Consider the following 23,112-nt stretch of genomic DNA (forward strand, 5'->3'; position numbering starts at 1 on the left):
TCCGGCGTCTCACTGCTGGCCGGCGAGCCCGGTGACGGTCTCCGCCGCCCCGTCGAGCGCCGACCGCACGTCGCCGTCGCCGAAGATCACGGTCTTGCCCCAGGCGTCGCGGATCGCCTGCAGCATCTGCACGGTGTTCGGGCCCGAGGGCACCTCGATGGTGCGGCTCGCCTGGTCGCCGAAGCGCTGGTAGGCGGGGTTGGCCTCGAAGTAGTCGGCGTAGGTGGTCTGCAGGTCGGTGCGCAGCGGCATCTGGCCGGTGGTCTCCAGCAGCGAGCGGTCCTGCTCCTCGCTGGTGGCGAACTTCAGCACGTCCCAGGCGGTGCCCTTGTTCTCGCAGGCGGAGTAGAGGCCGACGTTCTTCGCGTCGCTGAAGGTCCAGGTGTCCTCGGCGGGCGTGCCGTCGGGGGTGGGCACGGAGACGGAGCCCCAGTTGAGGTCCTTGTAGACCGAGACCGCCCACGGGCCGACGATCGACATCGCGGCCTGGCCGTCGGCGAACGCGTCGCCCTGGTACTGCTCGCGGCCGGCGAGGCCCTGGTCGTAGAGGCTCTTCCAGAAGTCGGCGACCTGGTAGCCGGCGTCGTCGGCGAAGGTGGCCTTGCCGTCCTCGACCAGCCCCGTGCCTCCGGTCGCCGCGGCGTAGAGCGGCATGAAGTCGAACTGGGTCTGGAAGAACTCGCTGGTCGGCGCGGGCTGGATCGCGGCGGGCGCGGCTCCGGACTCGACGAGGGTCTTCGCGGTAGCGGTGAACTCGTCGTAGGTGGCGAGCGAGGGGTTCTCCGGGTCGAGGCCGGCGGCGGTGAAGACGTCCTTGTTGTAGAAGATGACGACCGGGTTGCTCTTCCACGGCATCTGGAAGTACTCGCCGTCGGCGTTCTGGTACTGCTCGGCGAGGTCGCCGCTGCGGGTCTCGATGTAGTCGACGCCGTCCTCGAACTCGGACAGGTTCACGAGTCCGCCCTGGCGCTCGAACTGGCCGACCGCGCTGGGCGCCGTGTTGAAGACGAGGCAGGGCGCGTTGCCGGCGGTGATCGCGGCGCCGATGACCTCCTCGCTGCTCTTGCCGGCCGGGATCTCCTGGCCGGTGATCTGCTCGTCGGGGTGGTCGGCGTTCCAGGCGTCGACCATCGACTTGCCCCACTGCACCTCCTGCTCGTTGTTCGAGTACCAGATGGTGATCGGGCCGGTCGCGGTCAGATCGGTGGAGGCGCCTCCCCCGCCGCCGCTGCAGGCGGTCAGTCCGAGGGTCGCGAGCGAGGCGATGCCCACTCCGGTCAGCCAGCGTCTCTTCATCGAGGCCATGGTGTTCTCCTTGTTCTGCGCGTGCGCGGCGGTGCGCAGGCGCGTCAGTGGATCGGGTTCAGGGGGTCGGGATCGGGATTCGGGACCGCGGTGCGGCGGTCGAGCGGCGGACCACGAGTCCTGCGGGCTCGAGGTCGACGTCGGGGGCGGTGCCGTTCTCGATCAGGTCGAGGAGGGTCCGCGCGGCCGCCTCGCCCCAGCGCGCGGGGCGCGTGCGGGCCGAGGTGAGCGAGGGGTAGACGTGCGCGGCGATCTCGGAGTCGTCGAAGCCGGTGATCGAGAGGTCGTCCGGCAGGCGCAGCCCGCGGGTGTGCGCGACGCCGAGGCCGGCGATGGCCATCGGGTCGTTGGCGAAGACGATCGCGGTGGGCGGGACGGCGGAGTCGAGCAGGGTCTCGGTGGCGCTCGCGCCCTGGCCGGCGCTGAAGTCGGTGACGACGACGGGGCCCGGCTCGAGGCCGGCGTCGGCGCAAGCGCGCTCGAACGCCTCGCGGCGGCGGAGGGAGTGCAGCAGGTGGCCGGAGCCGGCGACGTGCGCGATGCGGCGGTGGCCGAGAGCGGCGAGGTGCTGCACGGCGCCGGTGATGCCGGCGGTGTCGTCCATCACCACCGCGGGCGAGGTGGAGCCGTCGAGGCGGCCGAGGGTGACCGCGGGCAGGCCGAGCTCGGCGAGCAGCGCCGGGCGGGCGTCGGCCTCGCGCAGGTCGCTGAGGAAGACGCCGTCGACGCGGCGGTCGGCGGCGAGCGTGCGGTAGACCGCCTCCTCGGAGGCGCCCGGGTCGACGACGCTGAGCACCAGCACCCGGCCGTGCTCGGCGAGCACCCGCTCGACGCCGGAGATGAAGGCGGGGAAGAACGGGTCGGCCGCGATGACCTCGGGGTCGCGGGCGACCACGAGGCCGACCGCGAAGGAGACGCTGGTCGACAGCGAGCGGGCGGTGAGGCTGGGACGGTAGCCGAGCTCGCCGGCGACGCGGAGGATCCGCTCGCGCGATTCCGGCGAGACGCCCGGCCGGTCGTTCAGCGCGAAGGAGACGAGCGCCTTGCTGACGCCGGCCGCGCGGGCGACGTCGAGGATCGTCGGTCGTGCCGCCATGGCCGCGCCTCCTGCTCGTCGTCGAGTCCGGGTCTGAACCGGTTTACTTAACCGGTTCAGGCACCGTAGCAGGCGCGCGCGGGCGGAGGGAAGCACCGGCGAGGCGCTGACCCCCGGATCGAGACCTGCGCGGATCCGCTGAGGCGTCCCGTTGCGGTCGAGGCGTCCAGCAGCACCGGGACGCCTCGACCACTCCGGGACGCCTCGGCGCGGACCGGCATGCTGGTCGAGTAGCCCCGCAGGGGCGTATCGAGACCCGACGTCGTCAGCAGGGCGGGACTGCAGACTCGCCTTCGGGCGGTGGCGGATCTACTTGGAAGAGACGTCCGCAGACATGCTGGTCGAGTAGCCCCGCAGGGGCGTATCGAGACCCGACGTCGCCAGCGGGGCGGGACTGCAGACTCGCCTTCCGGCGGTGGTGGATCTACTTGGAAGAGACACCCGCACACATGCTGGTCGAGTAGCCCCGCAGGGGCGTATCGAGACCCACCACCGCACGGACGTCGGCCTCTTCCCCGCCCTGCGCTGGCGCCGAAGGCGCCCCCTCCGCTCGATACGCCCGCTGCGCGGGCTACTCGACCAGCATGCAGACGCCCCGAGCCGCCGGCCCGTCGAAACCCGACGATTGCCGGAGAAGGTCTATGCATACGCATGCAGGGTGTGAGACAGTCGGTTGTCGCGACAGGCAACCCGAAACTGCCGTCGTGACGAAGAACCGAGCGGCACGGGCATCCCGAGCGGCGCACCTCGCGTGCGGCGCTGCCCCGCCGCTCTCACGCCCGCCGCCGGCCCGCCTCCTTCCGGAGCGCCTGGGCCCGCGCTCCTCACCCCCAAGGACACCCTGATGAACGACACCCGCCTGCGCTCCACCCTGCCCACCTCGCCCGCTCTCCCCCGCCGCAACGTCCTCTCCGGCGCCGCCTGGTCCGTCCCCGTGATCGCCGTCGCGATCGCCACGCCGGCCGCCGCCGCCTCGACCGCCCCCGAGGCCGACAAGGGCCCGATCACCGGCACCATCGCCTTCACGCCGGTCCAGTACCGCGGTACCCGCGCCGGCGACCGGGTCGACTTCCCAGTCCTGACCGGCGTCGTCACCATCTCCCGCGGACCGCTGCCGACCAAGGTCTTCCTCAACTTCTCCGAGGTGAGCGAGGGTCGCGTCGACCTCCGCCGCGACGCCGGCCGCTACGTCGCGGTCGACCCGGCGACGGGCCGCTTCGAGGTCCGCGGCGTCTACAACGCGATCGTCGGCGGCGACAACCCGTTCGGCTTCGTCTACGCGGGCGTCGAGGCGGAGGACGCCGACGGCGCGGTCTTCGGCTACACCGTCGCCGAGCTGATCGGCTGACCCGCCGACGATCCTGCGCGGCCGGCGCGCGTCACCGGGCCAGGGCTGCCAGCTCGGCCCGGTTGCGGGCGCCGGCCTTGCGCAGCAGGTTCGACACGTGGAACTTCGCGGTGTTGCCGCTGATGCCGAGGTCGTCCGCGATCCGCTGGTTCGAGGCGCCGAGCGTGATCAGGTTCAGCACCTCGCGCTCGCGGGCACTGAGATCGGCGAGGTCCAGCCCGTCGGGCTGAGCCGGCGGATCGAGCGGCAGGCGGATCGACAGGGTCGAGCCCCAGCCCGCGGTCGACGCGATCGAGAGCTCGCCGTCGAGGCCGCGCACGCGCTCCGCGATCGGCCGCAGCGCCTCGTCGCGGGTGGTCAGCTCGCCGCGGCCGTCGTCGCGGATCTCGACCAGCAGGTTCAGCCCGTCGCAGTCCCACTGGATCCGCACCCGCCGCGTCTGCTCCGACTCCACGAACGCCAGCACGGCGCTCCGCACGATCGCACGCGCCGCGTGCGCGACTTCGCCGGGCAGCGCGCGTCCGGTCGCCGGCGGCTCGACGAACTGCACGTCGAGATCGCCGAACCGCACGAGCGGGCGCAGATCGCGCCGCAGCCGGGCGAAGGCGCCGACGACGGGCTCGAGCATCGCACTGCGCTGCTCGTCGGAGGCGGTGCGCAGCTCGACCAGCGCGTTCGCGGCGATGTCGATCGCGACGGTGCGGGCCGCCCGATCGTCCAGGCGCTCGGCGCGCAGGGCGGCGAGAACCGACTCCAGCGCCACCGCGTGCCGGTCGGCCTGCTCGGCGACGGTGCGCGCGTGCTGCTGCAGCAGGGCGCGGGAGGCGGGTGTCTCGGCGGCGGTCTCGGCGGGCTCCATCCCTCGAACCTACCCGGCCTACCCGCGCACGGCGCCACCCACCCGATCGGGTAGGCGGAACCGTTCCAACGGGTGGTGGGAGCCGGCGTCCCCCGCGCGCAGGCTTGCTGCATGCCTGCCTCCACCGACGTCACCACCGACCCCGCCCGGGCCCTCGCCGCGATCGTCGCCGAGGTGTCGACGGCGACCGCCGCACTCACGACCGACCGCCTCGAGCCCGTCGCCGAGCTGCTCGCGGGCGCCGAGCGCGTCTTCGTGCACGGCGCCGGCCGCTCCGGCCTCGCCCTGCGGATGACCGCCATGCGGCTGATGCACCTCGGTCTCGTCGTGCACGTGGTCGGCGACGTCACCACCCCCGCGATCCGCGAGGGCGACGTGCTGCTCACCGCGAGCGGCTCCGGCACCACCGGCGGCATCGTCCGCGCCGCGCAGTCCGCCGTCGACGCCGGCGCGCGGGTCACGGCGATCACCACCGCCGCCGGATCCCCGCTGGCCGAGCTGGCCTCCGCCGTCGTGATCGTGCCGGCCGCCGACAAGCTCGACCGCTCGGGCGCCGCCTCGGCGCAGTACTCCGGCGGGCTCTTCGAGCAGGTCGTCGTGCTCACCGGCGACGCCCTGTTCCACGCGCTCTGGAAGCGCGGCGGCGCGAGCGCCGACGAGCTCTGGCCGCGCCACGCGAACCTCGAATGACGACCGGCCCCACACTCCTCACCATCCCCACCTCGACAGGAAGAAGCACCCCGTGAAGCTCCAGTTCGCCATGGACACCCTCAGCACCGACGCCGCCCTCGAGCTCGCTGCCGCGGCCGCCCCGCACGTCGACATCCTCGAGCTCGGCACCCCGCTGATCAAGAGCGCCGGCCTCTCGGCCATCACCGCCGTCAAGGAGGCGCACCCCGACAAGACGGTCTTCGCCGACCTCAAGACGATGGACGCCGGCGAGCTCGAGGCCGACATGGCCTTCAAGGCGGGCGCCGACCTCGTGACCGTCCTCGGCGTCGCCGGCGACAGCACCATCGCCGGCGCGATCGCCGCCGGCAAGAAGCACGGCAAGGGCGTGGTCGTCGACCTCATCGGCGTCCCCGACAAGGCCGCCCGCGCCCGCGAGGTCGTCGCCCTCGGCGCCGAGTTCGTGGAGATGCACGCCGGCCTCGACGAGCAGGCCGAGGAGGGCTTCACCTTCGAGACGCTCCTGCGCGACGGCGAGGCCTCGGGCGTCCCGTTCTCGGTCGCGGGCGGCGTGAGCACCGCCACCATCGAGTCCGTGCAGCGCGCCGGCGCCGTGGTCGCCGTCGCGGGCGGCGCGATCTACGGCGCGCCCGACGTGGGTGCGGCGGCTGCCGCGCTGCGCGCTGCCATCGCCTGATCACCGACATCGCCTGATCCCCCGGGGCGGCGCCGCGCATCTGCGCAGCGCCGCCCTTCCTCCTGCCACCCTCCGATTCCAGCCCGCCACCCTTCAGGCGGCCGGCGTCGAGTCGCCGATCCGGGACAATGACGGGATGACTGAACGCGACATCGAGCTGCCGACCGGCTACGAGCCGTTCCTGCGTTCGCTGACGTCGCGCGTTCAGGATGCGCAGCTGCGCGCTCAGCGCACCGTGAACGCGCAGCTCATCAGTCTGTACTGGGAGCTCGGCCGCGCGATCCTCGATCAGCAGGCCAAGGAGCCGTGGGGCACCCGGGTCCTCGACCGGCTCGCGGAAGACCTGCGCCGGGAGTTCCCGGCGATGACGGGTCTGTCTCGCAGCAACCTCTTCTACATGCGCGCCCTCGCCGCCGCCTGGCCCGATCGGGAGAAAGTCCCACAGGCTGTGGGACATCTGCCCTGGGGCCACGTCCGCCTGCTGCTCGACAAGCTCTCCATCCCCGAGGTGCGCGCGGCGTACGCCGCCGCGGCGGCCGAGAACTCGTGGACACGGTCGATGCTGCTCACCCATGTGAAGAACCAGACCCTGGAGCGGGCCGGTCGGGCACCGTCGAACTACGTCGACAGGCTCGCGCCCGCCGACTCGGCCCTCGCGCGGGAGATCGCCAAGGACCCCTACGTCTTCGACTTCCTGAACCTCAGCGCGGACGCTGCCGAGCGCACCATGGAGAACGCCCTCCTCGACCGCATCGCAGAGACGTTGCAGGAGCTCGGAACCGGGTTCACCTTCGCCGGCCGCCAGGTGCACTTCGAGGTCAGCGGCCGGGACTTCTCCCTCGACCTGCTCTTCTTCCACACCGAGCAACTCCGGTACGTCGTCGTCGAGCTCAAGAAGGGCGACTTCGAGCCGGCGTTCACCGGCCAGCTCGGGTTCTACATCGCCCTCGTCGACGAACGACTCCGACGCCCGAGCCACGCTCCGACCATCGGCATCCTGATCTGCGGCGACAAGGACGAGCACATCGTCAGGTACGCCCTCAGCCAGGCGGCCTCACCCATCGCCGTCGCGACCTACACCTACGACGCGCTACCCGACGCCGAGCGCCTCGCTCTTCCCGACGAGCAGCGCATCATCGCCGCCATCGACGCCAGCGGGGTCGTCGACGAATAGTCCCACAGCCTGTGGGACTATTGATCATTCCTCACCAGATCGTCGCCGACGACAGCACCATGGCCGACGCGATCGCCGCTGGTAAGAAGCACGGCAAGGGCGTCGTCGTCGACCTGATCGGCGTCCCCGACAAGGCCGCCCGCGCCCGCGAGGTCGTCGCCCTCGGCGCCGAGTTCGTCGAGATGCACGCGGCCTCGACGAGCAAGCCGAGGAGGGCTTCACCTTCGAGACGCTCCTCCGCGACGGCGAGGCCTCCTGCGTCCCGTTCTCGGTCGCAGGCGGCGTCAGCACCGCCACCATCGAGTCGGTGCAGCGCGCGGGCGCCGTGGTCGCCGTCGCGGGCGGCGCGATCTACGGGGCGCCCGACGTGGGGGCGGCGGCTGCTGCGCTGCGCGCCGCGATCTCCGGATCGCCGCCATCGCCTGACTGCCCGGCCCGCGCTAGGGAAGTCGCGGTGGCGCGATCAGTTCGACGAAGCCGCCGAGCGCACCCTCGAGATAGACGATGCGCGTACCCGCTCGGGCGCCGCTGGTCATCCGGTGGGGCGGACCGACCGGCCGCCAACCGTGCTTGGCACACAGGCCCAGCACCCGGTCGAGGTCCGAGACCGTCAGGGCGATGTGCACCGTGCCGATGTCCGCGGGTGAGCCGGCTGCTCGAGCCGACCGAGGGGGGTCGTACTGCAGCAGCTCGACCCGGTGGTCTCCGAGCGTCACCACCGCTCCCCGGGTCGTCGTTCCGTCGACGCCCGTGGTCGCGACCGTGGTGTCGGCATCGAGCGTGAAGGTGCGGTCGAGTGTGAAGCCGAGACCCGAGCACCACAGTTCCACCGAGTCGTCGAGATCGGTCACGGTGAGGCCGGAGTGAGCGACGGCCGAGACGAGTGGTGATGTCATCCCATGAGTATCCGGCTCGACTCGGCGGTCCCTCGAGAACGGGAGCGTGCGTACAGCCGTCGCGCATCGAGCAACGAAAGACCTCCCCTGCTGCGAGTCAGCGAGTGAGACGCTCTCGACGGAGTGAACGCCTCCTGCCGGGCCGTTCCTGCGAGGAGGCGCGCGAACACGATGCCCCAACGGCGCCGGAGAAGCTTCGCGCTGCTCGATGAGCGAGAGGACATAGGCTCGCACACATGGCAGCCGGCGCAGTGATGTACAACTTCGCGATACAGCTGGCCGATGTGGACCGCGGCGTCTACGAGGACATCACGCTGCGGGCCGCTCGGCACCCTTCCGAGACCGACGCGTTCATGATGACGCGCGTGCTCGCGTACTGCCTCGAATACGTGGAGGGGATCACCTTCAGCGAGGGGATCTCGTCGACGGCGACCGAGCCGGCGGTGCTGGTCCGTGATCTCACCGGCAGGTTGACCACGTGGATCGAGGTGGGCGCGCCGGATGCCGAGCGACTGCACTTCGGGAGCAGGCTGGCCGACCGCACGACGGTCTACACGCATCGCAACCCGGAGAAGGTGATCGCGGCGTGGTCCGGCAAGCGCGTCCACCAGCTCGAGCAGATCACCGTGCAGAGCTTCGACCACGGGTTCCTGGATGCCGCGGTCGCGGTACTCGAGCGCCGCAACACGCTGACCGTGTCGGTCGTCGAGGGGCAGCTGTATCTCGAGTTCAACGGCGTGACGTCGAGCAGCGACATCCACGTGCATCAGCCGGGCTGAGCGTCGGCACCCTCGACGCGAACGGAAGGACCGAGTCGCGTCCTGTTGCACGTCGACGTCCGTCGACCACTGCATTCCAGGCGGAGGCACGGCCTTCGCGACGGGCCGGGTGCAGTGCTCGTCGGTCTGCTGCTCGCGTAAGAGGCGGTGCTGGAGGCGTTGATCGCGCCGACGTGGTCCTCGGAATCTCGGTACCGGGACCTGGTGCGGCCAGGCCGGCTAGGGAGCCGGAGGAGAGCCCGCACCCTTCCTGCTGCGATCCGCGAACGTCATCCGCGCCCCTCCTCCTGCCGGGCGTCCCGTGGAACGCCTCACCGCGCTGGAGCGGCACACGCGCCCTGCGCCCTCCAGCTGCCGGCCGCGTGTGCCGGACGGACTGTCACCCGGACGCAGTGCGGCTCCGAGGACATGCGAGCACGATTCCGGCGCGAGCGGCACCCCCTTGGACGAGAGACGGCCCGGCGGTGACCCTGGGTGCATGACGTCTCAGACGACCGTCCTCCGCGACGACTCCCTGTCCCTGCTGACGCGCGGCTACGGCTTCGGTGCCCGGATCTGGCGTCGCGCCCGCACCGACGCTCGAGCGGTGCCCCTTCGTCTGCTGGGACGCGACGCGCTCCTGGTCCGCGGCGCCGAGGCCGTCGACCTGTTCTACGACGACGCCCGCATCGCTCGACACGGCGCAATGCCTGCGATCGTGCAGCAGACCCTGTTCGGGAACGGCTCGGTGCACAGCCTCGACGGCGACGAGCACCGGCACCGCAAGGCCGCCTTCGTCGACGTCGCCTACGAGGACGCGCAGGTCCAGCGGCTGATCCCCCTGCTCGAACGGGAGTGGCGGATCGAGCAGGAGGCGTGGCTGGCGGGCGGAACCCGGAGCGCCTACGACGCGGCGGTCGGCACGTTCGGCCGGGCGAGCATGAGCTGGGCCGGTCTTCCCGGGACTCGGCGCGCGAAGACCCGGTGGGCCGCACGTCTCGCGCAGATCGTCGACGGGTTCGGTGCGCCCTACTCGCCCGAGTACCTCCTCGCCGCCGCGAACCGGCTGTGGTCCGACCGGCACGCGGAGCGGCTCATCGAAGCGGTGAGAGGCGGCGCTCTGTCCGCCCCGCCCGGCACCGCGCTGCACGAGTGGGCCTGGCATCGCGATCTGTCGGGGGAGCTGCTGCCGGACCGCCTCGCGGGCATCGAGCTGCAGAACAGCATCCGGCCGATGATCGCCGTCGCCCGCTTCGTCGCCTTCGCCGCGAAGGAGCTCCACGACCGGCCCGAGTGGCGGCAGAGGATCGCCGCCGAGGCGGAGGAGTCCGGCGCGCCGAGGGCGGGCCGGCTCGCGACCGCGTTCGCGCAGGAGATCCGGCGAACGGCGCCCTTCGTGCCGATGCTGCCCGGCTGGGCGATCACGGACGTCGAACTCGACGGCGCCCGACTGCCCGCCGGAGGACGAGTGCTCCTGGACATCCTGGGCACCGACACGGACGAGCAGTCCTGGCCCCGCGCCGACGTCTTCGATCCCGAGCGCTTCGTCGGCATCGACGACTACGAGTCCGTCTCCGTCTTCATCCCGCACGGCGGAGCGGACGTCGCCACCGGCCATCGCTGCCCCGGGGAGAAGCCGGCCATCGCCGGCCTCGCGACGGCGATCGCCGCGCTCAGCGACCCACGGCTTCGGATCCTGGGCAGCGGGCTGAGCGTGAACCGACGTCGACTGCCGACCATGCCGACCTCAGGAGGCGACGTGCGATCCGCCGACGCACCCGCACGCTGCCCGTTCCACTGACCGGACCTCACAGCCGGGGCCGGCCGCGTCATCTCCCGGCTCGACCGGACGGCTGCCGGTCAGGGCATCGGTGCGGTCGCGGATGCGCGAGCTGTTCCGAGCCGAGGGTCGGGAACAAGCGGTAGCGGGTCGCTGGCCGAGAGCTCCCGCCTGCGCCGCACCTTCCTGCTCACCGCCCGGGCGACCCATTGCGCCGGCAACACGACGACGAGCAATCCCGTCACAGCCGTGCTGCGGTAGTCCGCGATCCCGGCGGATCGACCCCGTCCCGCCCCAGCAGCACCGCGTTCAGGCCCCACCCCGCAGCGGTGACCGCGACCACGGCGCAGGCCATCGCGGCCAGCTGCGCGGGCTGGGTGAGGATCCCGAGGCTGACGATCAGCGTCGTCGCGCCGGCGGGCGGATGCGGGAGCTGCAGCAGCGACAGGACGAGAGTGGTCACCGCGACCGACACCGCGCCGGCGAGCAGGTACGGCACCGTGATCCCCGCCTCCGGGACGGACGCTCCCCCGCCGGGCCCCAGCAGATGGAAGCAGGCGACGCCGGCCAGCAGGCCGACACCGTGCCCGACCAGGGCGTTCACGGGTCGCGATGCGGGCTGCTCCGGGGACTCGAAGAAGAGCATGATCGTCGGCCCGAGACTCGGGAAGAGCCACGGCTGCCGAAGCGCGAGGCCGATCGCAGCGCTGAGCGCCAGCACGACCAGGCACAGCACGGCCGCGTACACCGCGGCCCCGGTCCGGCGTCGGCGCAGGCGCGCGATCGGGCGCGGGCCGCTCACGTCGCGACCAGCAGCGCCTGCGGTGCCGCCTGCTTGATCCGGGTCAGCAGCCACGCCTCCTGGATCGCGGTCTCGGCGCGGTGGTCCTCGAGCAGGGCGAGCAGCTCCTCGTCGCGGAGGGCGAGCGCGGCCTGACGGAGCACGGTCCCGGTGACGTCGACGAGCGACGCGAGCAGGTGCAGATCCTGCAGGTCGCGGAGCAGCCCCACCGGTCCGGTGCGCCCCTCGGTCAGCGCGTCGGCGTGGAACCGCGCGGGCTCGTCGTCCGGTCGCTCGCCGTACCGGTCGAGCATCGGAGCGAGGCGGTGCGCGTGATCGTCGCACTGCTCGGCGAGTGTGAGGCAGATCCCGTGCACGTCGGGCTCATCGCCGTGGTGCTCCGCGACCAGGTGGAACGACTGCGCGAGGACCCGCTCGCCGGAGTGGAGGAGGCCGAGGTAGAGGTCGACGTTCACGAGCGCTCCTCCGCCGTCGCCAGCTCGGGCGGAGCGGTCGGTCGGATCAGCTCCCGGGCCTCGCCGCCGCGGGTCGGCGGGACGCCCTCGGGGTCGGCCGGCCGGGACGCGGTCGTGGTCGGCGCGGGCGCCGGCCCCCGGCCGTCGGCGACCTTCTCGATGCGCACGGCCGCGACCTTGAAGAGCGGCTGCTTCGAGACCGGGTCCCACTCCGTCCGGGTGAGCTCGTTCGCGGCGGTCGGCGTCTCGCCGGGTCCGCTCCGCTCCTCCTGCCAGTAGCCGTAGTGGAAGGGAGCGAAGACGCAGCCCTCGCGCACGTCGCCGACCCGCGCGGGCACGACGATCTCGCCGCGCGCAGAGACCACGCGCACCACGTCCCCCTCGGCGACGCCCGCCCGCCGGGCGTCCGCGCGCGACAGCTCGACCCACGCCGACGGCGCCGCCCGATTCAGCTGCGGCGCCCGGGCCGTCTTCGTGCGGGTGTGGAACTGGTACGCCGTGCGCCCGGTCGTCAGCCGCAGCGGATACTCCTCGCTCGGCAGCTCGTGCGCCGGCCGGTAGGGCGCCGCCTTCAGGATCGCCCGACCGTCCAGCCGCCTCGCGCGGTAGGCCTCGGGGGTGGTCGAGGCGCCGGTCAGCAGGTCGTGACCGAAGGTCTCGGCGCGATCGACCGCGGTCGGGAAGACCCCGTCGCCGTAGAGCCGGACGGTGCCGTCCGGGTGCTCGTCGTTGCACGGCCACGGGATCCCGCTGCCGCCGCGCAGCCGCTCATAGCTGATCCCAGTGTAGTCGCAGAGACGGCCGCGCGTGCACTCCTGCCAGGCGCGGAAGCCGTCCTCCGGTCCGCTCCAGTCCAGCAGCGGCGATCCGTCGTCGCGCCGGAAGTCCATCCGCCGTGAGTAGTCGAGCAGGATGTCGAGGTCGCTGCGCGCCTCCCCCGGCGGTTCGACGGCCTTGTCGGAGAGGTGGACCGTGCGGTTGACGTTGGTGAAGCAGCCCTGCTTCTCGCCCCACCCCGCGGCGGGCAGCACCACGTCGGCGAGCCGGGCGGTCTCGGTGAGGTACAGGTCCTGCACCACCAGGAACAGCCCGGGTGTCGTGAGGACCTCGCGGATCCGCCCCGCCTGCGGCATCGAGACGAGCGGATTCGTCGCCTGGACCCAGAGGAACGGGATCGACCCCTGCTCGACGTAGCGGAAGATCTGCATCGCGTGCGTCGGCGGCGACCAGTGCGGGATCCGGTCGGGATGCACGCCCCACAGCTCCGCCAGCTCGCGGATGTGCTCCGGGTTCTCCCAGTTCCGGAAGCCCGGCAGGTCGCCGTCCGCCCCGGACTCGCGGGTGTTCTGCGCGGTCGGCTGCCCGTTCATCTGCAGGATCCCGGAACCCGGCCGGCCGATCTTCCCGGTCAGCAGGTGCAGGTTGTTGACCTGGCACGCCGCCGCGGTCGCCTGGCTCGACTGGTAGAAGCCCTGCAGCACCGTCGACAGGACGCGCGGCGACTCGCGGAAGATCGCCGCGGCCCGGCGCACGTCGTCCGCGTCCACCTCGCAGACGCGCGCGACCTCCTCGGGCGTCCACGGCTCCACCGCCGCGCGCAGCTCGTCGAAGCCCACCGTGTGCGCCGCCACGTACTCCTCGTCGACCCCTCCGGTGACGATCAGCTCGCGCACCAGTCCGTTCATCAGCGCCAGATTCGTGCCCGGCTGCACGGCCAGATGCACCGTCGCGTGCCGGGCGACCTCGGTCTCCCGCGGGTCCACGCAGACCACGAGGGGCGGGTTCGGGCCGGCGAGCCGGTCCAGCACCCGCATCCAGAGCACCGTCTGCGTCTCGGCCATGTTGTGCCCGAAGAGCAGCATCGCGTCGCACTCGTCGATGTCGGCGTAGCTGCCGGGCTGCCCGTCCGAGCCGAAGCTCTCCTTCATCGCCGCCGCCGCCGTCGCGGTGCAGAGCCGCGTGTTGCCGTCCATGTGCGGGGTGCCGATCCCGGCCTTCCCGATGATCCCCAGCGCGTAGTACTCCTCGAGGAACAGCTGCCCGCTCGTGTAGAAGCCGTGCGAGAGCGGCCCCTTCTCCGCCAGCAGCGCCCGGCTGCGCTCGACGATCCGCGACATCGCGGTGTCCCAGTCCGTCTCGACCAGGCGGTCCCCCTCGCGGATCAGCGGCCGGGTCAGCCGGTCGCCGTTCGCGACGCCCTGCCAGCTGCCGAAGAGGCCCTTCGGTCCGAGCCGCCCATGATTCACGATGTCGACGGAGCGGCCGCGCACGCCGACCATCCGCCCGTCCTTGACCGCGATGTCGGTGCCGCAGCCGTTGCTGCAGAGCACGCACGCCGACTGCACCCAGCGGTCGACGTCCTCCTCGGCCACCCCTTCGGCGAGCACCGAGTCCACGCGCACCGGCCACCTCTCCCCCTGCGCGTACGGCGTGCGGGTGCCCCAGATCTCTGCAATGCGATCGATCATGCGCGCACGCTACGCCCGGAGCGGCAGCGGAGGAACGTGGGTTGACAGTCGCTCGGGCACCGCCGCGCGAGCGCGCCCCGTGATCCTCTGCGGCCTCGATCGTCGGGGCGGTCAGGGCGGTGACGAGCGGGCCGGGCGCCGTCTCCGCCGACTTCACCACCGCCTCCCCGGCGACGATGGAGGCGGTCGAGCGGATGATCGACGCCGCGGGCGCCCGCTTCGCCGACGTCGCGATCCTCGGCCCGGTGCCGGCCAAGGGCGCGCGGACCGAGACGATCGTCAGCGGCGCCGCGGCGGGCGACGTGGCGGCCTGGCTCTCCGCGCTCGGGGCGGAGGTCGAGCGGATCGACGGCCCGGCCGGCGTCGCCACCTCGCGCAAGCTGCTCCGGAGCGTGCTGATGAAGAGCCTCGCCGCGGTCGTCGTCGAGGCCGTCACGGCGGGCCGCGCCGCCGGCTGCGAGCCGTGGGTGCGCGAGCAGATCGCCGCCCAGCTCTCGGGCGACGTCGAGGCGAAGATCGACCGCTACGAGACCGGGAGCCGCAAGCACGCCGTCCGGCGCAGCCACGAGATGGCGTCCGTCGTCGAGTACCTCACCGCGCTCGAGGTGCCGGCCGAGATGTCGGCGGCGTCCGAGCGCTTCCTGCAGCGCCTCGCGGACGAGGAGGCGGGCGGGCGCTGATGCGGGCGGGCCGGCCGGCGGGTTCCGGGGCTCACACCCCGAGCCAGTCGAGCGCCCGCCCGAGCAGCCGCAGGTACCCCGCCGAGGAGTAGGACGCCGCGTCGTGCCCGAGTGCGTCGTACACGGTCCGGCCGCCGCCCTCGCGCGTGAGCGCCCAGGCGATCGGGTGCCGCTCGCCGTCGTGCTCGTGCGTCGCCAGGATCCGCGCGGCCGGCGCGACCTCGAGCCAGGAGTACCGCTCGTCGTCCACCTCGAAGTCGTCCAGTCCGTCGCTGATCGGATGGCCGGCCTCGATCGCGACGCTCGCGCGTCCGTACTCCGGATGCATCGTCCTCCCCCGCACCCAGCGCCCGCCAAGGAGCGCCGCCCACTCCGGCGAGTCGCCGAAGCTCGTCGCGCTGACGTGCACCCCGAGCACCGGCACCGCCGCCCGGTCGAGCAGCGCGAGCGCCGCCGCGCCCTCGGGCCGCGGACTCGCCCCGCCGTCCCGCGGCTGCCCGACGTCGACGACGAGCAGCCCCGGCAGCTGCACCCGCCCGGCCCCGAGCTCGGCGAGCGCCCGGTCGACGTCGCCCCGCACCGCCACCTCGCACCCGCGCGCCGCGAGCAGCCCGGCGAGCGCCGCCGCCGTCTCCTCGAACGGATGCCACGGATCGGCGTACCGCCCGTCCCCCCGCAGCAGCAGGGCGGTCCCGGGCGCACCCCCGGTGCGCGTCGACTCCGTCACGGCTCCCCCTTCCGGCGATCCGCGCAGCGCGCGCGGGATCGTGCCTCCTCCGAGTCGACCACATCCCGCGCCACGGATCGCGTCAGCCCGCTCCGTCCCCCTCCCGACATCCGGCGCCGACGCTCCCGCCTCGGGGCCGCCGAAGCGATGGGGCTGCCTAGGGTTGCGTGATGCCTGGGCGTCTCGATCGGATGATGTACGTGGACGACTCGGGCCATCCCGCCTCGGGGCTCGTCGTCTACGGCTGGATCGAGTTCGCTCCCGACCACTGGGCCGGAGTCCTCCGCACCTGGCTCGACCTGCGCAAGCGGCTGTGGCGGGCGTTCGGGATCCCCCTCGTGCAGGAGCTGCACACAACCGAGTACGTCAACGGGCGGGGCCGCATCTCGAAGCGGATCCCGGAGAGGCACGTCCACTCGGGCGCGGAGTACTGGAAGGACTTCGGCCGCGAGGTCGCCGTCGAGTGCCTGCAGACCCTCCGATCGATCGAAGGACTCCGGGTGGGAGCCGTCTGGCGGAGAGGCCGGGCGCAGGACATCGCCCGCACGCGGCAGGACACCTACGCGGCGCTCGTCACCCGGGTGGAACGAGAGCTCGCCGCCGAGCAGTCCCTCGGCATCATCGTGATGGACGGGAACGGCAGTGACCCGAGCTATCGGTCGACCCATCGGAACCTGAAGCTCTCGGAACGCCGAGTCATCGAGGATGCGATCCATCTGGACTCCCGCGCGTCCCAGCTCGTTCAGATGGCGGACCTCGTCGCCTGGTCCGCGTACGCCCACATCGAGCGGCACCCCCGCAACCGGTTCGCGTGGAGCTGGTACAGCGATCACCTGAGCGAGCGTGATCCGTCGAGGGCGCCGTGCGAGGTGTAGCAGGTGCCGCGGGAGGCGGACTTAAACAGCGAGACCCCCTTATCCACGTGTGCGGGGGGGTCTGCACGGTCGATCATAGATCGCACGCCGACCACTGTCGAGCCGATGGCCAGGACGACGCCGCCCCTGGCGCGTCGTGCGCGCGGGGTCCCGGGTCCTCCCGGCGCCGGTGATCTCGATGCGCCCGCCGCGCGGGCTACTCCATCGGCAGGGGCTGTCAACGCCCTGATGCTCGCGGGGCGGGGCGTCCTACCGTCGTCGGACCCGGGTGAGCGCCCGGGCGGGGACGAGCAGGAGGCGGCATGAGCGGGTACACGGGCGGGCGGCGGCGCGGGGGCCCGAGCCTCCACCGGCACGAGGTCGAGGGGGTGCACCGGATCGAGCACGCGTTCACCAACGTGTTCCTCCTGGAGGAGGGCGGGCGGCTGACCGTCGTCGACGCGGGACTGCCCGGGACCTGGCCGCACCTCCTCCGGACGCTGAACGTCCTCGGCCGCGGGCTCGGCGACATCGATGCGCTGGTGCTCACGCACGCGCACTTCGACCACCTCGGCTTCGCGCGGCGGCTGCGCGAGCGCGGCGTGCCGGTGTGGCTGCACACCGCCGACGCCCGGCTCGCCGCGCATCCCTACTCCTACCGCCGGCAGCGCACGCCGCTGCTGTACCCGCTGCGCCACCCGTCGGCCGTTCCGGTGCTGGGCGCGATGGCGCGGGCGGGGGCGCTGCGAGTCCCTCCGCTCACCGGCACGACGCCGCTGGAGCCGGGCGCCGCGCTCGACGTGCCCGGCTCGCCCGTCGTGCTGGCGACCCCCGGGCACACCGACGGGCACGTCTCGCTGCACCTGCCCGAGCGCGGGGCGGTGATCGGCGGCGACGCCCTGGTGACGCTCGACCCGTACTCGGCCCGGACAGGTCCGCATCTCGTGGCCCGGGCGGCGACCGCGGACACGGCGGTCTCGCTCGCGTCGCTCGAGGTGCTGGCGGCGACCGGGGCGGACGTGCTGCTGCCGGGGCACGGGGTGCCGTGGCGGTCCGGAGTCGCGCAGGCGGCGGACGTCGCCGCGCGCCGGCCGATCGCCTGAGCGCGAAGACCCGCGCGATCTCGATCGCGTCGCTTCGCCGCCGGGCCGCCATGTCAGAGAGAACTGGCCGCCTCCCCTCATCGGGGATGACGACCAGTCGTGATGCTCGGATCCTAGCGAGGTCGACCGAGGATCGCCGACGGGAGGCGACGCGGCCGCAGGCCGTCGAGCAGCACGTCGAGCAGCACCGCCCGGTCGCCGGGAGAGCCGAGGCGGACGGCGTGCTCGATGCCGCAGACGAGGTGCTCGAGGTGATCGATCGTGAGGTCGGGGCGGACGGCGCCCGCGGTGCGCGCCGCCGCGAGCACGGTCGCGAAGGACTCGAAGATCTCGCGCTTGGCCGCGCGGACGGACTCGGCCTCGTCCTCCGGCGAGAGCAGCACCGCCTGAAGACCGCCGTCGGACAGCTGGAGGTCGAGCGCCTCGCGAAGGTAGACGGCGAGGGCGGCGCCGGGGTCGGGCAGGGCGGCGGCACGGCGCGAGACGGCGAGCATCGCGTCGAGGGTGTCGGCGGAGAGGGCCTCGACGAGGGCGTGGACGGTCGGGAAGTGCCGGTAGACGGTGGCGACGCCGACCCCGGCCTCGCGGGCGACCTCGTTCAGCCGGAGCGTGCTGCGGTCGTGGGTGCGCGCGACCTCGAGGATGCGCGCGCGGCTCCGCGCGGCGTCGGATCGGAGGACTGCCATGCGCCCCATCCTACGCAAGCGGATGAGTCATCCGTTTCGTGCTAGCGTCCGATGCGGATAGATCATCCGCTTCGAGAGACGAGGACCGCATGACGAGCGAGCACCCGAGCTGGGACACCGACCGACTTCCCGACCAGACCGGGCGCACCGTCGTCGTGACCGGCGCGACGGCCGGGATCGGCTACTTCGCCGCCGAGCAGCTCGCCGGCGCCGGCGCGGACGTCGTCCTCGCGTCGCGCTCGGAGGGCAAGCTCCGGCGTGCGTCGGACACCCTGCGCGACGTGGTCCCGGGCGCCCGGGTCCGGACGGTCGTCCTCGAGCTCGGCTCCTCCGCCTCCGTGGACCGGGCCTCCGCGGAACTCGCCGCGCTGCCCCGCCTCGACGGGATCCTGCTCAACGGCGGCGCGATGAGCATGGACCCGCGCGCTGTCACCGAGGACGGGCTGCCGCTCCTGCTCGGCACGCACGTCGCCGCCAGTGCGCGGCTGGTCGCCCGACTGCTGCCCGCGCTGGCGGCCACCGCGGTCGAGCACGGCGGACGGAGCCGGATCGTGCACACCTCGACGGGGTTCGTGCAGCAGTTCCCGATGCGCGCGGACCACCTGCGCCGGGTCCCGCGGGTGGGCATCAGCGCCTACACGAAGGCCAAGACGGCGACCGAGGTCTGGGCCTTCGAGCTCGACCGCCGGCTGCGCGCGGCGGGCGTCCCGGTCGCGTCGATCGTCACGCGGCCCGGAGTGGGCGTCGACGCGAAGACTCCGGAGCGGGCGGGGATCCGCGACGCGACGACGCCTCACCAGCGCAATCCGTACACGCCGTGGGCGCAGGGCAAGGACACCGCCGCCTGGTCGGCCGTCCGGGCGCTCACCGATCCGCAGCTGCAGGGCGGCGAGTACGTCTCCCCGCGGGGTCGCCTGCGGGGCGCGCCCGTCCTCGTCGCACCACCGGCCCGGACCGCCGCTCCCCCGGCGGACGCGGCCGACCGCCTCTGGCGCCAGGTCGAGGAGCTCGCGGGGGTCGCCGTCGACCTCTGAGACGTGACCTCCGCGGACGCCGTCTCGTCCCACGCGGCGGCCGCAGTCGCTCGGTCGACGATCGTGGCCCGCACAACATCAGCTGAGAGAGGAGGGCCTCCGCTGTCAGGGGAGGCCGGTGCGTTCTGGCTGATGTTGTGCGCGCCGATCCCCTCGCCGGCCGCGGCGAGCCGCCGACCGGCCCCCGCGACTCTCCGGAAGTCGCGGTAGTGGCGCGCGACTACCGCAACTTCTGGAGAGTGGAGGGGGCGCGGGCGATCCAGCCGGTGGCCTCCTCGAGGGCGCGGGTCACCGCCAGCAGCTGGGCCTCGCGGCCGTGGCGGCCGACGACCTGGACGCCGACGGGCAGGCCCTCGGGGGTGAAGCCGGCGGAGGTGACGACGACGGGGTGGGCCGTGAGCGTCAGGCGGTTGGCGAGCATCTGCCAGGTGAAGTAGCGGTCGAAGGCGTGGCCGTCGACGGAGGGCACCCACTCGAGCTCCGCGGGCGGGGCGACGACCGGGGTCGCGGGCAGGATCAGCACGTCGTGCGTCTCGAGGACGCGGGCGGTGTCGCGGAAGAGGCGGGTGCGGCGCTCGTAGGCGTCGGCGAGCTGCGTCGCGGTCGTCGCGCGGCCCTGCTCGACGTTGCGGACGTAGTCGGGGCGGAAGCCGGTGGCGCCCGCGTCGACGGCGTGCCGGCCGCCGAGGAAGAACTCGAAGGTCTCGATGGTCTCCCAGGCCTCGTCGGCGCCCGCGAAGTCGGGCTCGTCGGCGTCGAGCACGGCGCCGAGCCCGGACAGCTGCGCGGCGAAGGCGGCGTGCACGGCTCGCACGTCGGGGTCGATCGGCAGCCCGCCGGCGTCCTCGCTCCAGGCGATCCGCAGGCCGTCGACCGCGACCGGGCGCGCCGCGTGCACGGGCAGCGACGACAGCGGCCAGACGCTCTTCTCGACCGAGAGCGCGTCGAGGAAGAGAGCGGCGTCGGCGGAGTCGCGGGCCATCGGGCCGGTCACGCCGTGCGGGGTCCAGGCGTTGCCGGTGCGCCCGCTGGCCACGCGGCCGGGGCTCGGCCGCACGCCGACGACGTTGCAGAACGCGGCCGGGTAGCGCAGGCTGCCGCCGCTGTCGGAGCCGTCGGCGATCGGCAGCATCCGCGCGGCGAGGGCGGCGGCCGCACCTCCGCTCGACCCGCCGGCGTGCCGCGAGAGGTCCCACGGGTTCACGGTGGTGCCGAACACCGGGTTGAAGGTGAGCACCCCCTGGCCCATCTCGGGGGTGTTGGTCTTGCCGATGATCAGGGCGCCGGACTCGCGGAGCAGCGTCGCCAGGACGCTGTCGTGCGCGGCGGGCGCGGCGTCGGCGAAAGCGGCGGAGCCGTTCGTCGTCGGGAAGCCGGCGACGTCCATGAGGTCCTTCACCGCGGTCGGCAGGCCGTGCAGCGGGGGCAGCGCCTCGCCGGCCGCGAGCGCCTCGGCGGTGCGCCGGTCGGCGGCCTCCGCGGCGGCGAGCGAGACCGAGTCGGGCTGCTGCGAGACGACGGCGCGGATCGCGGGGTTCCGCTCCTCGATCCGCTCCAGGTGGGCGCGCATCACCTCGACGGCCGAGACCTCGCGGGAGGCGACGGCCGCGGCGAGCGCGACGGCCGAGCTGTCGGCCAGGTTCTCAGCGAGGCCCGCCATCAGCGGCCGCCCTCGTGCCCGTGCTGCTGCTCCGCGTGCTCGTGCCCGCCGTGGGCGTCGGAGGCGGCGTCCGTGTGGCACGCGTGCGCGTCGCCCGCAGACCCGGATCCCCCGGCCCCCGGCGCGCAGTGCGCCGACTCCGACGCCGGCACGTCCAGCGACGGGTTGCGGTCGAAGAACCCGTCCGGCTCCAGCCGCAGGCTGATCCGGTCGACGGGCATGATCGGCCACTGCTCCGGGCGCGGGAAGTGGTGCACGCCGAGCACCGGCCAGAGCACGAGGCGCTCGTTCTCGAGCGAGCGGTCGGCCTGCTGCCAGACGTGCACGCCGTCGTCGCCGAGCTCGCCCTGGTTGGGGTACTCGCCGGCGATGAAGCGCTGCTCCGGGTCGAAGGCGCTCGCCCAGAGGTGCTGCCCGACGAAGGGCGCCTTCCGCTCGACGACGCTGCCCGGGCGGGCGTACAGCTGCGCGGTGTTCTGCAGCGAGAGGCGGTAGGCGGTCGCCTCGCCGTAGCGGTTCTGCGCCGACTCGCTCTCGATCCGCCAGTGCAGCGCGCGCGACGGGTCGGCGCGGCGGGCGGCCACCGACTCCGAGGCCAGCGGCGTCTCGACGGCGAGGCAGGCGTTGCCGTAGGGGTTGGTCGTCTCGTCGGGGTCGGCCTCGGCGTGCACCTCGACCAGGCGGTTGAGCGGGCCGTCGATCGCGGTGTCGAGGCGGACGGCGAAGTAGTGCTGGTGGATCGGCGCCTGCACGTTCGGCGCGACCATCCGCCCCGAGCGCGGCGACTCGCCGTCGGCGATGCCGCTGACCGACATCAGCCCGGTCAGCTTCACCTCGAGCTCGACCGAGCCGTCCTGGTACAGCGACCAGTAGAAGCCGTAGTCGTAGTTCGCGACGGTCGCGAAGCTCGAGATCACCAGGCGGCGGCTGCGGCGCACCTCGGCGCTGCCGGTGCGGGTGTTGACGTGCTTCCAGAGGATCGAGTCGTCCTCCTCGTGCAGGCAGATGCCGTTGACGATGGTCTGCGGCTCGCCGTGGCCGTCGAGGTAGTCGACGTCGAAGTAGCGGATCTCGCCGAGGCAGTCGCAGCCGAGCTCGAGGCTCGCGGTGAGCGGGCCGGCGCCGTACTCGCCCCAGTCGAAGAAGTTCTTGCGGTAGGCGGTCGGGTCGCTGTCGAGGTACGGCACGTACATCTCGTTGACGGCGGCGCGCGCCAGCACCGGGCGCTCGACGTCGCCGTCGCGGTAGGTCAGCTCGTGCAGCACGAGGCCCTCGCGGTGGCTGAAGCCGACCCGGAACGACCAGTTCTGCCACTGGACGCGGTGCCCCTCGATCGCGAAGCCGGGGCCGTCGGCCTGGACGATGTCGAGCTTCGACACCTCGCGGTCGGGGCCCCAGGTGCCGGCGGTGTAGACGCCGGTCTCGCTCGCCATCGGGATCACGCCGTGGTCCTCGATCCGGATCACCTCGAGGGTGTCCAGGTCGAGGATCGGCACGAGGCCGGCGACCGGGCGGGCGTAGCCGTTGTCCTCGGGGAACTCGCGGTACCAGACCGTGCCCCAGCTGAGGCGGCGGTCGGCGAGGTCGTGGGGCACGAAGCCGGTGATCGACTCCGGGTCGACCCAGACCAGCGAGGTGTCGGTGATGCCGCGGAGGGCGAGCGCCTCCTTCAGCAGCGGGGAGTTGCGGGCCGCCTGGGCGATCAGGCGCGCCTCGTCGCTGGAGACGCCGGGGCGGCGGTGGTCGACGTCGGTCCAGACCTCGACGATCGCGGGGCTGTCGGGGCCGGCGGTCCAGCCGCGCACCTCCCAGGCGGCGCGGGCGTCCGGGTCGAGCACGACCAGGCGCACGGGGCGCGCGCCGCCGGGCGCGACGCCGCGGGCCTTCTCCTCGTCGAGGCTGATGCCCCAGAAGCGCGGGCGGGCGCCGATGCGGTCGCTCGCGCGGACGGCGGCGACGAAGGACGCGATCTCGGCGGCGGCGAGCGGGTCGAGGGAGTGTGCAGTGCTGGTGGTGGCGCTGGTGCTGGTGCTGGTGGAGCTCATGGCGGTCCTTTGGATC

At 73.1% G+C, this 23,112-nt stretch carries 21 protein-coding genes and 1 pseudogene; 11 read left to right on the plus strand and 11 right to left on the minus strand.

Annotated features, from left to right (window positions below; genetic code table 11):
* Positions 1-9: 9 nt before the first annotated feature.
* Entirely contained in the window at positions 10-1,305 is a 1,296-nt protein-coding gene (locus EDF35_RS05795; RefSeq protein WP_243839857.1) for an extracellular solute-binding protein, read from the minus strand.
* Positions 1,306-1,363: 58 nt separating this feature from the next.
* The gene (locus EDF35_RS05800) at positions 1,364-2,401 is read right to left on the minus strand and encodes a LacI family DNA-binding transcriptional regulator (protein ID WP_133961030.1); all 1,038 of its coding nucleotides are present in this window, start codon (positions 2,399-2,401) and stop codon (positions 1,364-1,366) included.
* An 844-nt stretch (positions 2,402-3,245) separates the two neighbouring features.
* On the opposite strand from EDF35_RS05800, the gene EDF35_RS05805 reads away from it, so the two are divergent.
* Positions 3,246-3,749 carry a hypothetical protein gene (locus tag EDF35_RS05805; RefSeq protein ID WP_133961032.1) on the plus strand — a complete coding sequence of 168 codons (504 nt, stop codon included), beginning with the start codon at positions 3,246-3,248 and terminating at the stop codon, positions 3,747-3,749.
* Positions 3,750-3,780: 31 nt separating this feature from the next.
* Here EDF35_RS05805 and EDF35_RS05810 read toward each other — a convergent pair whose 3' ends face one another.
* A complete protein-coding gene (locus EDF35_RS05810) occupies positions 3,781-4,608 on the minus strand; it encodes a LuxR C-terminal-related transcriptional regulator (RefSeq protein ID WP_133961034.1) in 828 nt (275 codons plus the stop codon).
* A gap of 111 nt (positions 4,609-4,719) precedes the next feature.
* Here EDF35_RS05810 and hxlB point away from each other — a divergent pair, with 111 nt between their 5' ends.
* The 4 genes and pseudogenes from hxlB to EDF35_RS21160 form a co-directional block, all read left to right on the plus strand.
* The gene (gene hxlB, locus EDF35_RS05815) at positions 4,720-5,298 is read left to right on the plus strand and encodes a 6-phospho-3-hexuloisomerase (RefSeq protein WP_133961036.1); all 579 of its coding nucleotides are present in this window, start codon (positions 4,720-4,722) and stop codon (positions 5,296-5,298) included.
* 52 nt (positions 5,299-5,350) lie between these two features.
* Positions 5,351-5,974, plus strand: coding sequence for a 3-hexulose-6-phosphate synthase (hxlA, locus tag EDF35_RS05820; protein ID WP_123705899.1), 624 nt, complete (start codon positions 5,351-5,353; stop codon positions 5,972-5,974).
* A gap of 136 nt (positions 5,975-6,110) precedes the next feature.
* The gene (locus EDF35_RS05825) at positions 6,111-7,148 is read left to right on the plus strand and encodes a PDDEXK nuclease domain-containing protein (RefSeq protein ID WP_133961038.1); all 1,038 of its coding nucleotides are present in this window, start codon (positions 6,111-6,113) and stop codon (positions 7,146-7,148) included.
* Between the two features lie 41 nt (positions 7,149-7,189).
* Positions 7,190-7,551: pseudogene (locus tag EDF35_RS21160) on the plus strand (orotidine 5'-phosphate decarboxylase / HUMPS family protein); the annotation flags it as partial.
* A gap of 37 nt (positions 7,552-7,588) precedes the next feature.
* Here EDF35_RS21160 and EDF35_RS05835 read toward each other — a convergent pair.
* Positions 7,589-8,044, minus strand: a complete 456-nt coding sequence (locus tag EDF35_RS05835; RefSeq protein ID WP_123731604.1) for a VOC family protein — start codon at positions 8,042-8,044, stop codon at positions 7,589-7,591.
* Positions 8,045-8,280: 236 nt separating this feature from the next.
* On the opposite strand from EDF35_RS05835, the gene EDF35_RS05840 reads away from it, so the two are divergent.
* The gene (locus EDF35_RS05840) at positions 8,281-8,823 is read left to right on the plus strand and encodes a YaeQ family protein (RefSeq protein WP_123705900.1); all 543 of its coding nucleotides are present in this window, start codon (positions 8,281-8,283) and stop codon (positions 8,821-8,823) included.
* Positions 8,824-9,301: 478 nt separating this feature from the next.
* Positions 9,302-10,603 carry a cytochrome P450 gene (locus tag EDF35_RS05845; RefSeq protein WP_133961039.1) on the plus strand — a complete coding sequence of 434 codons (1,302 nt, stop codon included), beginning with the start codon at positions 9,302-9,304 and terminating at the stop codon, positions 10,601-10,603.
* Positions 10,604-10,823: 220 nt separating this feature from the next.
* Here the strand turns inward: EDF35_RS05845 and EDF35_RS05850 are convergent, their stop codons facing one another.
* Genes EDF35_RS05850 through EDF35_RS05860 form a run of 3 tightly spaced genes read right to left on the minus strand, consistent with a single transcriptional unit; the run spans position 10,824 to position 14,307 of the window.
* Entirely contained in the window at positions 10,824-11,384 is a 561-nt protein-coding gene (locus tag EDF35_RS05850) for an HPP family protein (protein WP_133961041.1), read from the minus strand.
* The gene (locus tag EDF35_RS05855) at positions 11,381-11,839 is read right to left on the minus strand and encodes a hypothetical protein (RefSeq protein ID WP_133961043.1); all 459 of its coding nucleotides are present in this window, start codon (positions 11,837-11,839) and stop codon (positions 11,381-11,383) included. The genes EDF35_RS05850 and EDF35_RS05855 overlap by 4 nt, the downstream gene beginning before the upstream one ends.
* A complete protein-coding gene (locus EDF35_RS05860) occupies positions 11,836-14,307 on the minus strand; it encodes a nitrate reductase (protein WP_133961045.1) in 2,472 nt (823 codons plus the stop codon). Before EDF35_RS05860 ends, EDF35_RS05855 begins: the two co-directional genes overlap by 4 nt.
* Positions 14,308-14,426: 119 nt before the next feature.
* Here EDF35_RS05860 and EDF35_RS05865 point away from each other — a divergent pair, with 119 nt between their 5' ends.
* Positions 14,427-14,987 carry a DUF1932 domain-containing protein gene (locus EDF35_RS05865; RefSeq protein ID WP_208323016.1) on the plus strand — a complete coding sequence of 187 codons (561 nt, stop codon included), beginning with the start codon at positions 14,427-14,429 and terminating at the stop codon, positions 14,985-14,987.
* Between the two features lie 31 nt (positions 14,988-15,018).
* Here EDF35_RS05865 and EDF35_RS05870 read toward each other — a convergent pair whose 3' ends face one another.
* The gene (locus EDF35_RS05870) at positions 15,019-15,714 is read right to left on the minus strand and encodes a ThuA domain-containing protein (RefSeq protein WP_166674018.1); all 696 of its coding nucleotides are present in this window, start codon (positions 15,712-15,714) and stop codon (positions 15,019-15,021) included.
* A gap of 170 nt (positions 15,715-15,884) precedes the next feature.
* Between EDF35_RS05870 and EDF35_RS05875 the strand changes: the two genes are divergently transcribed.
* Together EDF35_RS05875 and EDF35_RS05880 are read left to right on the plus strand one after the other, a co-directional pair.
* Complete coding sequence (locus EDF35_RS05875) at positions 15,885-16,589, plus strand: DUF3800 domain-containing protein (RefSeq protein WP_133961049.1); 705 nt, start codon at positions 15,885-15,887, stop codon at positions 16,587-16,589.
* A 302-nt stretch (positions 16,590-16,891) separates the two neighbouring features.
* Positions 16,892-17,671: an MBL fold metallo-hydrolase gene (locus EDF35_RS05880; protein ID WP_133961051.1), complete on the plus strand. Its 780-nt coding sequence runs from the start codon at positions 16,892-16,894 to the stop codon at positions 17,669-17,671.
* A 113-nt stretch (positions 17,672-17,784) separates the two neighbouring features.
* On the opposite strand, the gene EDF35_RS05885 is transcribed toward EDF35_RS05880, so the two are convergent.
* Entirely contained in the window at positions 17,785-18,357 is a 573-nt protein-coding gene (locus EDF35_RS05885) for a TetR family transcriptional regulator (protein ID WP_123705908.1), read from the minus strand.
* 89 nt (positions 18,358-18,446) lie between these two features.
* Between EDF35_RS05885 and EDF35_RS05890 the strand changes: the two genes are divergently transcribed.
* A complete protein-coding gene (locus tag EDF35_RS05890; RefSeq protein WP_133961053.1) occupies positions 18,447-19,391 on the plus strand; it encodes an SDR family NAD(P)-dependent oxidoreductase in 945 nt (314 codons plus the stop codon).
* A gap of 220 nt (positions 19,392-19,611) precedes the next feature.
* Here the strand turns inward: EDF35_RS05890 and EDF35_RS05895 are convergent, their stop codons facing one another.
* The gene (locus tag EDF35_RS05895; protein WP_133961055.1) at positions 19,612-21,051 is read right to left on the minus strand and encodes an amidase family protein; all 1,440 of its coding nucleotides are present in this window, start codon (positions 21,049-21,051) and stop codon (positions 19,612-19,614) included.
* Complete coding sequence (locus tag EDF35_RS05900) at positions 21,051-23,096, minus strand: primary-amine oxidase (RefSeq protein WP_133961057.1); 2,046 nt, start codon at positions 23,094-23,096, stop codon at positions 21,051-21,053. Before EDF35_RS05900 ends, EDF35_RS05895 begins: the two co-directional genes overlap by 1 nt.
* Between the last annotated feature and the right edge of the window lie 16 nt (positions 23,097-23,112).

The sequence above is a fragment of the Rathayibacter sp. PhB151 genome (genome assembly GCF_004366415.1).
Taxonomy (GTDB): domain Bacteria; phylum Actinomycetota; class Actinomycetes; order Actinomycetales; family Microbacteriaceae; genus Rathayibacter; species Rathayibacter festucae.

Coding starts and splice junctions, on each gene's coding strand:
- EDF35_RS05875 (WP_133961049.1), top strand. CDS start 15,885: ATGCCTGGGCGTCTCGATCGGATGATGTACGTGGACGACTCGGGCCAT.
- EDF35_RS05835 (WP_123731604.1), bottom strand. CDS start 8,044: ATGACATCACCACTCGTCTCGGCCGTCGCTCACTCCGGCCTCACCGTG.
- EDF35_RS05825 (WP_133961038.1), top strand. CDS start 6,111: ATGACTGAACGCGACATCGAGCTGCCGACCGGCTACGAGCCGTTCCTG.
- EDF35_RS05810 (WP_133961034.1), bottom strand. CDS start 4,608: ATGGAGCCCGCCGAGACCGCCGCCGAGACACCCGCCTCCCGCGCCCTG.
- hxlB (WP_133961036.1), top strand. CDS start 4,720: ATGCCTGCCTCCACCGACGTCACCACCGACCCCGCCCGGGCCCTCGCC.
- EDF35_RS05890 (WP_133961053.1), top strand. CDS start 18,447: ATGACGAGCGAGCACCCGAGCTGGGACACCGACCGACTTCCCGACCAG.
- EDF35_RS05845 (WP_133961039.1), top strand. CDS start 9,302: ATGACGTCTCAGACGACCGTCCTCCGCGACGACTCCCTGTCCCTGCTG.
- EDF35_RS05840 (WP_123705900.1), top strand. CDS start 8,281: ATGGCAGCCGGCGCAGTGATGTACAACTTCGCGATACAGCTGGCCGAT.
- EDF35_RS05895 (WP_133961055.1), bottom strand. CDS start 21,051: ATGGCGGGCCTCGCTGAGAACCTGGCCGACAGCTCGGCCGTCGCGCTC.
- EDF35_RS05795 (WP_243839857.1), bottom strand. CDS start 1,305: ATGGCCTCGATGAAGAGACGCTGGCTGACCGGAGTGGGCATCGCCTCG.
- EDF35_RS05900 (WP_133961057.1), bottom strand. CDS start 23,096: ATGAGCTCCACCAGCACCAGCACCAGCGCCACCACCAGCACTGCACAC.
- EDF35_RS05800 (WP_133961030.1), bottom strand. CDS start 2,401: ATGGCGGCACGACCGACGATCCTCGACGTCGCCCGCGCGGCCGGCGTC.
- EDF35_RS05880 (WP_133961051.1), top strand. CDS start 16,892: ATGAGCGGGTACACGGGCGGGCGGCGGCGCGGGGGCCCGAGCCTCCAC.
- EDF35_RS05885 (WP_123705908.1), bottom strand. CDS start 18,357: ATGGCAGTCCTCCGATCCGACGCCGCGCGGAGCCGCGCGCGCATCCTC.
- EDF35_RS05860 (WP_133961045.1), bottom strand. CDS start 14,307: ATGATCGATCGCATTGCAGAGATCTGGGGCACCCGCACGCCGTACGCG.
- EDF35_RS05805 (WP_133961032.1), top strand. CDS start 3,246: ATGAACGACACCCGCCTGCGCTCCACCCTGCCCACCTCGCCCGCTCTC.